The organism is Streptomyces alkaliphilus, from assembly GCF_014141535.1.
Lineage (GTDB): Bacteria > Actinomycetota > Actinomycetes > Streptomycetales > Streptomycetaceae > Streptomyces > Streptomyces alkaliphilus.
This window is the reverse complement of record NZ_VKHT01000109.1, coordinates 1-8,568: the sequence shown is the minus strand read 5'-3', so window position 1 is coordinate 8,568 and position 8,568 is coordinate 1. Positions and strand designations below refer to the sequence as shown.

The following is an 8,568-nucleotide window of genomic DNA, read 5'->3' as shown; positions in this document are numbered from 1 at the left end:
CGCCCGGAGCCCCGGACACCCGCCCGGGGCCGACCCGACCGCCGCCGGCCCGCCGCCCGCCGCGCCGGCGGCGCCGACCCGCAGACCCAGAAAGCGAGCACGACGACTGCCATGGCTGAGGCCCAGACCCTTCCGGCCGGTGCCACCACCACCGGATCCATCGCGGTGGCCGCGGATTCCACCGTGGCCACCCGGATGAGTGCGCCGCCGTCCTACGATGTGGCCGACTTCCCGGTGCCCCGGGGTCGCGAGGAGGAATGGCGCTTCACCCCGCTCGAGCGCCTGCGCGGCCTGCACGACGAGCCGACCGATCGGGCCGGCTCCGTCAAGCTCGACATCACCACCCCCGACGGCGTCACCGTGGAGAAGGTCGGTCGCGACGACGCCCGTCTCGGCCGCGCCGGCAAGCCGGTCGACCGGGTCGCCGCCCGCGCCTACAGCTCCTTCGAGAGCGCCACCGTGGTCACGGTGGCCAGGGAGCGCGCCCTCACCGAGCCGATCCGGGTCTCGCTGCACGGCGAGGGCGGGGTCACCTTCGGGCACACCGTCTTCGAACTGGAGCCCTTCGCCGAGGCGATCATCGTCCTGGACCACACCGGCGACACCGTCCGCGCGGCCAACGTCGAGTTCGTCGTCGGGGACGGGGCCAAGCTCACCGTGGTCTCCGTGCAGGACTGGGACGACACCGCCGTGCACTGCTCCCAGCACAACGCCCTGATCGGGCGGGACGCCCGGTTCACCTCGGTGATCGTGACCTTCGGCGGCGATCTGGTGCGGCTGCACCCGCGTGTCACCTACACCGCTCCCGGTGGTGAGGCGGAGTTCTACGGGCTGTACTTCACCGACAACGGTCAGCACCACGAACACCGCCTGTTCGTCGACCACGACGCCCCGAACTGCCGCAGCGACGTGGCCTACAAGGGAGCCCTCCAGGGTCGCGACGCGCACGCGGTGTGGATCGGTGACGTGCTGATCCGTGCCACCGCCACCGGCACCGACACCTACGAACTCAACCGGAACCTCGTCCTGACCGACGGGGCCCGGGTCGACTCGGTCCCCAACCTGGAGATCGAGACCGGCGAGATCGTGGGCGCGGGCCACGCCTCCGCCACCGGCCGCTTCGACGACGAGCAGCTCTTCTACCTCACCTCCCGGGGCATCCCGACCGAGGAGGCCCGCCGACTGGTCGTCCGCGGCTTCTTCGCCGAGCTGGTGCAGCGCATCGGCGTCCCGGACGTTGAGGAGAGGCTGGTGGCCAAGCTGGAGGCCGAGCTCGAGGCGTCCATCGGATGAGCGCCGCCGCCGCGAACACCGGTGATTTCGTCAAGGCCTGCGCGCTGGGGGACCTGGAGGAGGACACCCCCCGCCGCGTGGAGATCGAGGGCGTGCCGATCTCCGTCGTGCGCACCGGGGGCGAGGTCTTCGCCGTGCACGACATCTGCTCCCACGCCAACGTGTCGCTCTCCGAGGGCGAGGTGGAGGACTGCATGATCGAATGCTGGCTCCACGGATCCATGTTCGACCTGCGGACCGGGCAGCCCTCCGGCCCCCCGGCCTCGCGCCCCATTCCCGTATACCCTGTCAAGATCGAAGGAGACGGCCCCGGTGCCGCCGTGCTCGTCTCCGTCACCCAGGAGTCCTGAGTTCCCCATGGCAACGCTTGAGATCCACGACCTGCACGTCTCCGTCGAGACCGAGACCGGCTCCGCCGAGATCCTGCGGGGCGTCGACCTGACCGTGAAGCAGGGCGAGACCCACGCCATCATGGGGCCCAACGGCTCCGGCAAGTCCACCCTGGCGTACTCGCTGGCGGGTCACCCGAAGTACACCGTCACCGGCGGCACCGTCACCCTCGACGGGGAGGACGTGCTGGAGATGTCGGTGGACGAGCGCGCCCGCGCCGGTGTCTTCCTGGCCATGCAGTACCCGGTCGAGGTGCCCGGCGTCTCGGTCTCCAACTTCCTGCGCACCTCCGCCACCGCGATTCGGGGCGAGGCCCCGAAGCTGCGGACCTGGGTGAAGGAGGTCAAGGAGGCCATGGCCCGCCTGAACATGGACCCCGCCTTCGCCGAGCGCAACGTGAACGAGGGCTTCTCCGGCGGTGAGAAGAAGCGCCACGAGATCCTCCAGCTCGAACTGCTCAAGCCGAGGATCGCGATCCTCGACGAGACCGACTCCGGGCTGGACATCGACGCCCTGCGGGTGGTCTCCGACGGCGTCAACCGGGTCCGGGAGAACGGTGAGGTCGGCACCCTGCTGATCACCCACTACACCCGTATCCTGCGATACATCAAGCCCGACCACGTCCACGTCTTCGCCAAGGGGCGGATCGTGGAGTCCGGCGGCCCCGAGCTGGCGGAGCAGCTGGAGGCCGAGGGCTACGAGCGCTACGTCAAGGGCGGCGCGTCCGCGTGACGTCCCCGCGCGCGGCCCCCGGGCCGCGCGGGCGTCCCGACGACCGGCCGACGGCCGGCCGTCGGGACGCCGCACCCGAACCGGCCCGTCCCGCACCCCGGGGCGGGCCCCACGAGCTACCGAAAGGAGGGGGCGTGACGCAGCTGACCGGCCTCCTCGACACCGAGGCGATCCGCAAGGATTTCCCCGCCCTGGACCGCACGGTCCACGACGGTCGGCGCCTGGTCTACCTGGACAACGCGGCGACCTCGCAGAAGCCGCGCCAGGTGCTGGACGCCCTCACCACCTACTACGAACGGCACAACGCCAACGTCCACCGCGGCGTGCACGTGCTCGCCGAGGAGGCCACGGCCCTCTACGAGGGCGCTCGCGACCGGGTCGCGACCTTCATCAACGCCCCCAGCCGGGACGAGGTGATCTTCACCAAGAACGCCTCGGAGTCACTGAATCTCGTCGCCAACATGTTGGGCTGGGCGGACGACCCCTACCGGGTGGACGAGCGCACCGAGATCGTCATCACCGAGATGGAGCACCACTCCAACATCGTGCCCTGGCAGCTGCTGTCGCAGCGCACCGGCGCGACCCTGCGATGGTTCGGTCTCACCGACGACGGCCGCCTCGACCTCTCCCGGATCGAGGAGGTGATCACCGAACGGACCAAGATCGTCTCGTTCGTGCTGGTCTCCAACATCCTCGGCACCGTCAACCCGGTGGAGACCATCGTCCGCCGGGCCCAGGAGGTCGGTGCGCTGGTACTCATCGACGCCTCGCAGGCGGCACCCCACCAGGTGCTGGACGTGCAGGCCCTGCAGGCCGACTTCGTCGCCTTCACCGGACACAAGATGTGCGGACCCACCGGTATCGGTGTGCTGTGGGGACGCCAGGAGCTGTTGGAGGACCTGCCGCCGTTCCTGGGCGGTGGGGAGATGATCGAGACCGTCTCGATGAGCTCCTCCACCTACGCGCCGGCGCCCTACAAGTTCGAGGCGGGCACGCCGCCGATCGCGCAGGCGGTCGGCCTGGGCGCGGCCATCGACTACCTGTCCGGCATCGGTATGGAGCGGATCGCGGCGCACGAGCACGCGATCACCGCCTACGCCCTGGAGCGGCTGGCCTCCGTGCCCGATCTGCGGGTCATCGGCCCTCCCGACGTCCGCGATCGGGGAGCGGCGATCTCCTTCACGCTGGGGGACATCCACCCCCACGATGTCGGGCAGGTGCTCGACGAGCTGGGGATCGCGGTGCGCGTCGGACACCACTGTGCCCGCCCCGTGTGCCTGCGCTACGGCGTGCCGGCGACCACCCGCGCCTCCTTCTACCTGTACTCCACGCCGGCCGAGGTGGACGCGTTGGTGGAGGGACTGGAACATGTCCGCGACTTCTTCGGTTGACGCCACGGGCACCCGGTGGTCATCCCACCGGGTCACCCCACCGTCCGTGACAGCGGCGTGGCCCGGTGTGGCCGCGGCCGGAGCGCGAGGATGACGCGATGAAGTTGGAATCGATGTACCAGGACGTGATCCTGGACCACTACAAGAACCCGCGCGGCCGTGGCCTGCGCGAGGGGGACGCCGAGGTCCACCACGTCAACCCGACCTGTGGTGACGAGATCACCCTGCGGGTCCGCCTGGACGGCGACACCATCGCGGACGTCAGTTACGAGGGCCAGGGCTGTTCCATCAGTCAGGCGGGTGCCTCGGTCCTGAACGAACTGCTGGTCGGCGCGAAGATCGCCGACGCGCGGCGGATCCAGGAGTCCTTCCTGGAGCTGATGCAGTCCAAGGGACGACTGGAGCCGGACGACGAGATGGAGGAGATCCTCCAGGACGCCGTCGCCTTCGCCGGGGTGTCGAAGTATCCCGCGCGGGTGAAGTGCGCGCTGCTGAGCTGGATGGCCTGGAAGGACGCGACCGCGCAAGCGGCCGGCGGGGAGGAAGCGACCGCGCAAGCGGCCGGCGGGGAGGAAGCGACCGCGCAGGCGGCCGGCGGGGAGGAAGCGACCGCGCAAGCGGCCGGCGGGGAGGAAGCGACCGCGCGGGTCGGCGCGGTGAATCACCACAACCGGGAGATTTCATGACCGAGACCACCACCACCCCGGCCTCCGAGGAGGAGGTGCGCGAGGCCCTGTACGACGTCGTCGACCCCGAACTGGGCATCGATGTCGTGAACCTCGGCCTCATCTACGGTGTGCACATCGACGACGCCAACATCGCCACCATCGACATGACCCTCACTTCCGCGGCCTGTCCGTTGACCGACGTGATCGAGGACCAGGCCAGGACGGCCACCGAGGGGATCGTCAGCGAACTGCGGATCAACTGGGTCTGGATGCCCCCGTGGGGCCCGGACAAGATCACCGACGAGGGTCGGGAGCAGTTGCGCGCCCTCGGATTCAACGTCTGACGGCCTCCGCGGGTCTTCGGCCGGGTGCGGTCCGGTTCGGCCGTGCTCATCGCTCCCTCCGCCCCACCGGTCCGCCGACCGGTGGGGCGTCGTGCTCGATGCCCGCGGCGCCCGCCGCCCTCCGTCGGCGGCGGGGGCACGCGGGAAGGCGGGACCGGTTCGCGGCCGGAGCCGGCCGCCGGTTAGCGTGGCCCCATGACCGCACGTGCTCACTCCACCACCGGCGCCGTGGCCGCCGGCCTCGCCACCCTCACCACCGACGGCACCGTCCTGGACACCTGGTTCCCCGCCCCGGAACTGCTCGACGAGCCGGGACCGGCGGGCACCGAACGACTCACCACCGAGCGGGCCGGTGAACTGCTCGGCGAAGCCGCCCTCGACGCGCTCGGCCCCGACCCCCGGCGCGGGGTCGAGGTGGTGGCGGTCCGTACCGTGATCGGCTCCCTGGCGGACAAGCCCACGGACGCCCACGACGCCTATCTGCGACTTCACCTGCTCAGCCACCGGCTGGTGCGGCCCAACGCCCAGAACCTCGACGGTGTCTTCGGCCTGCTCGCCAACGTCGCCTGGACCAACCTGGGTCCGGTGCCGATCGACCGGGTGGATCACGCCCGGCTCGCCGCCCGCGCGGCCGGTTCGCCGCTCATCGTCACCGGTGTCGACAAGTTCCCCCGGATGACCGATTACGTGGTGCCCTCCGGTGTGCGCATCGGCGACGCCGACCGGGTACGGCTGGGGGCCCACCTGGCCTCCGGCACCACCGTCATGCACGAGGGTTTCGTCAACTTCAACGCCGGCACCCTGGGCAACTCCATGGTGGAGGGACGGATCAGTGCCGGGGTGGTGGTCGGCGACGGGTCGGACATCGGCGGTGGCGCGTCGATCATGGGCACCCTCTCCGGCGGGGGCAGGGAGACCATCTCCCTGGGCGAGCGCTGCCTGCTGGGTGCGGAGGCGGGCATCGGCATCTCGCTGGGTGACGACTGTGTGGTCGAGGCCGGCCTGTACGTCACCGCCGGCACCCGGGTCACCCTTCCGGACGGATCGGTGGTCAAGGCACTGGAATTGACCGGCGCGAGCAACCTGCTCTTCCGCCGCAACTCCACCACCGGCACCGTCGAGGCGCTCCAGCGCACCGGTTCCTGGGGTGGCCTCAACGCGGCCCTGCACAGCAACGACTGACGGGAAGTCGGGGAGCGGAAGTCCGTACGCCGACCGGCCCGGCGGAATCGTCCCCGATCCCGCCGGGCCGGTCCGTTCCTCGGAACCCGGGGGTCGGAGGGGCCGCTAGGCTGGGCGCTCCGTGCTCTTCCCCATGAAGGAGTTCCCCCACCGTGATCGGTGCCCAGCCCGCCGTGATGCCGCCCGTGCGGCTTCCCCGGGAGGCCGAACTGGCCGCTGCCGCGCTCGCCGCCCCGCTTCTCTCCCGGGCGATCCACCTGGCCCGTGAACTGCCGGTCGGGGGCGGGGCCGGTAACGCGCCCGGCTCCGCCACGGCCGCGGAGGGCGTCGCCCTGGAGCCGGGCCTGGACCCGACCGAGCAGGATCTGGCCCGCGCGGTGGAGTTGTTGGGACTGGCCGACGATCCCGATGGGGCGGCCATGGCGGCCGAGGCGTGGGCGTTCGCGATCGAGGCCGGGCTGGTCGAGGTGATCGGGGAGGAGAGGGCGCCGCGCGCCGTCCCGGCCGCCGCCCTCGCCGGGTTCGGAGCCGATTCCCCGGCCGAGGTCCTGGAGCGCTGGTACGGCACCGTGGAGGTCGTGCTCGCCGAACTGGCCTCCGCCTTCGTGCTGGAGGACGCCCTGATCGAGCAGGAGGGGGAGACCCCGCACCTCGCCGGTGTGGAGGAGGACAACGGCTTCCTGGAGGCGGCCCTGGCCTCCCTCTACCTGATGACGGTGAGCGCGCCCGCCGGGGTGTCCGACGCCATGGTGCCGCTGCCGGTGGTCGCTGCGGGACTGCTCATGCCCGATGACCGGACGGCTCCCGACCTCGAGACGATGGAACAGGTCTCGGTGGTGATGGCGCGGCTCGACTCCCAGTTCGCGGTGCTCGCCCCCACCGGGGTGATCGAGTACGAGGGCATGGACCCGACACTGCTCACCGGCGAGGACAATGACGACGGCGACTTCGGGGACGGGGCCGATCCCCACCCCGATGCCGAGGAGGAGCGTCGGTACGGCCGGGTGCGGCTGACCCCTCTCGGCCTGTACGCGATGCGGCGCCGCCTCTCGGAGGCGGGCATGGACGCCCCCGTCCTCGGGGAGGCCGCGGAGGCCGGAGCCTCCCGGCTGCTGACGGTGCTCGCCGCCTACCCCGAGGACGCGGCCCGGGTCGAGGCGGAGGGATGGCTGGCACGCCGGGAACCGGAGAAGGCGGCCCGGGAACTGCTCGCCGCCGCCCGGGGTTCGGACGCCGCGGCCCCCGGCCGGCGGTTGGAGTGCCAGTCGGTGCTCTCGCTGGTGGGCTCCGAGGCGACTCCCGCCCTGCACGAGGTGTTGGACGATCCGGAGCTGGGAGGTCTCGCCCGGGTCTGGCTGACCGAACACGGGATCGAGGGGGTGCCCGCCCCCTCCGAGGAGATGGTCTTCTGGCTGACGGTGGACACCCTCGCCGCCAGGGTCGGAGCCGTGCCGCCGGGCGGTGTCCCCGGTACCGCGGACGAGGAGGAACTGCGCGAACTGGTCGACGGCCTGGTGGGTCACCACTCCGACTTCTTCGACCGCGTCTGGCGGGTGGACCATCCGGCCACCGGGGACGTGCTGGATGCGATGAGCCGGCTCCACCCCGATCGTCGGATCGCCAAACAGGCACGGCGGGCCGCCTTCCGGGCCCGCTCGCGGGGGTGAATCGGGGGTTTTCCCACCTCGTTCCTCACTCTTTCGGGTGATTCCGGGAATTCCCGGGGGTCATGTTCGACGGCCGCCCGGACCCGTGGGCGGCCGGGGCGGACGAGAGACTCACACCACCCGTTCCGCACCCTCCGCCGGGGGAGCGCCGGGAGGGCCGCGGACTCCGGACCGGGCCCCTCCCTCCCGTCGGGGAGGTGGTCCTGCGCGCCACCGGTGTCCCCCGCACGAGATGTACGAGGACCGGATCCGTGCACCGTGGCACCCGGACGGCGGCCGACGACGGTCCCGGCCGGCATCGCCCGCGATCGGCGCGCCTCCCGAGTCGGGCCGCTGGAGCGTCCGGCCCGTGAGCGGGTGATCCGGCCGGCCGGCCCGTCCCCCGTCGGCGCGGTCCCCTCCGTCCGGGAGCCGGCGGGGAGGTACGCGGCGGTCGTGGACGGTCTCGCCGGCCGGGCCCCGCCGCCCGCCCTCCTCGGGGTACCGCGGGCCGCCCGACCGCAGGTGATGGGACACGACGCGGTGATCGGTGGATACCGGGCCCACGGCCCGGATCTCATGGTCGGGCTGCCGTTCCCGGGCGCGGACCACTCCTTCGGGCACGACGGTGCGGGCGGCCCGGTGGCCTTCGTCGATCCCGGCAGCGGTCTCGTCCCGGGCCACTCGCGCCGGGCGTTTCCCCGGCGGGCGCGGGGCCCGGCGCGGAGCGACTCGCGGTGGTGGCCCGCCGCCGCGCGCTCGCCCCGCGGGACCTGCGTGTCGACCCCGCGCCCCGCGCTCCGGAATCGATTTCGTAACGGCATCGCATCGTGTTACACATCGAAAACCCGAGCGCCTCCCTGAACAGGCAGGATCCCTCCGACACCGCTGTCACACCCCTCCCGTCCCGCTTCCGCATGCG

7 protein-coding genes and 1 pseudogene are annotated in these 8,568 nt (G+C 71.8%); all 8 read left to right on the top strand.

Annotated elements, in window-relative coordinates:
- Window positions 1-111 precede the first annotated feature (111 nt).
- The 8 genes and pseudogenes from sufD (at window position 112) to FNQ90_RS06130 (ending at window position 7,667) form a co-directional block, all read left to right on the top strand.
- Window positions 112-1,293, top strand: a complete 1,182-nt coding sequence (gene sufD / locus FNQ90_RS06165; protein WP_182605333.1) for a Fe-S cluster assembly protein SufD — start codon at window positions 112-114, stop codon at window positions 1,291-1,293.
- Entirely contained in the window at window positions 1,290-1,643 is a 354-nt protein-coding gene (locus FNQ90_RS06160; protein WP_143618842.1) for a non-heme iron oxygenase ferredoxin subunit, read from the top strand. Before sufD ends, FNQ90_RS06160 begins: the two co-directional genes overlap by 4 nt.
- A 7-nt stretch (window positions 1,644-1,650) precedes the next feature.
- Complete coding sequence (gene sufC / locus FNQ90_RS06155; protein ID WP_182605332.1) at window positions 1,651-2,415, top strand: Fe-S cluster assembly ATPase SufC; 765 nt, start codon at window positions 1,651-1,653, stop codon at window positions 2,413-2,415.
- A 134-nt stretch (window positions 2,416-2,549) separates the two neighbouring features.
- Window positions 2,550-3,806, top strand: coding sequence for a cysteine desulfurase (locus FNQ90_RS06150; RefSeq protein ID WP_182605331.1), 1,257 nt, complete (start codon window positions 2,550-2,552; stop codon window positions 3,804-3,806).
- Window positions 3,807-3,904: 98 nt separating this feature from the next.
- Window positions 3,905-4,369, top strand: a pseudogene (sufU, locus tag FNQ90_RS06145) (Fe-S cluster assembly sulfur transfer protein SufU); the annotation flags it as partial.
- 119 nt (window positions 4,370-4,488) lie between these two features.
- Window positions 4,489-4,818 (top strand): metal-sulfur cluster assembly factor, encoded by a 330-nt coding sequence (locus tag FNQ90_RS06140; protein ID WP_143618850.1) that lies wholly within the window; start codon window positions 4,489-4,491, stop codon window positions 4,816-4,818.
- A gap of 195 nt (window positions 4,819-5,013) precedes the next feature.
- Window positions 5,014-6,000 (top strand): 2,3,4,5-tetrahydropyridine-2,6-dicarboxylate N-succinyltransferase, encoded by a 987-nt coding sequence (dapD, locus tag FNQ90_RS06135; RefSeq protein ID WP_182605329.1) that lies wholly within the window; start codon window positions 5,014-5,016, stop codon window positions 5,998-6,000.
- A 152-nt stretch (window positions 6,001-6,152) separates the two neighbouring features.
- Window positions 6,153-7,667: a hypothetical protein gene (locus tag FNQ90_RS06130; protein ID WP_323379801.1), complete on the top strand. Its 1,515-nt coding sequence runs from the start codon at window positions 6,153-6,155 to the stop codon at window positions 7,665-7,667.
- Window positions 7,668-8,568: the final 901 nt, after the last annotated feature.

Coding starts and splice junctions, on each gene's coding strand:
- sufD (WP_182605333.1), top strand. CDS start 112: ATGGCTGAGGCCCAGACCCTTCCGGCCGGTGCCACCACCACCGGATCC.
- FNQ90_RS06160 (WP_143618842.1), top strand. CDS start 1,290: ATGAGCGCCGCCGCCGCGAACACCGGTGATTTCGTCAAGGCCTGCGCG.
- sufC (WP_182605332.1), top strand. CDS start 1,651: ATGGCAACGCTTGAGATCCACGACCTGCACGTCTCCGTCGAGACCGAG.
- FNQ90_RS06140 (WP_143618850.1), top strand. CDS start 4,489: ATGACCGAGACCACCACCACCCCGGCCTCCGAGGAGGAGGTGCGCGAG.
- dapD (WP_182605329.1), top strand. CDS start 5,014: ATGACCGCACGTGCTCACTCCACCACCGGCGCCGTGGCCGCCGGCCTC.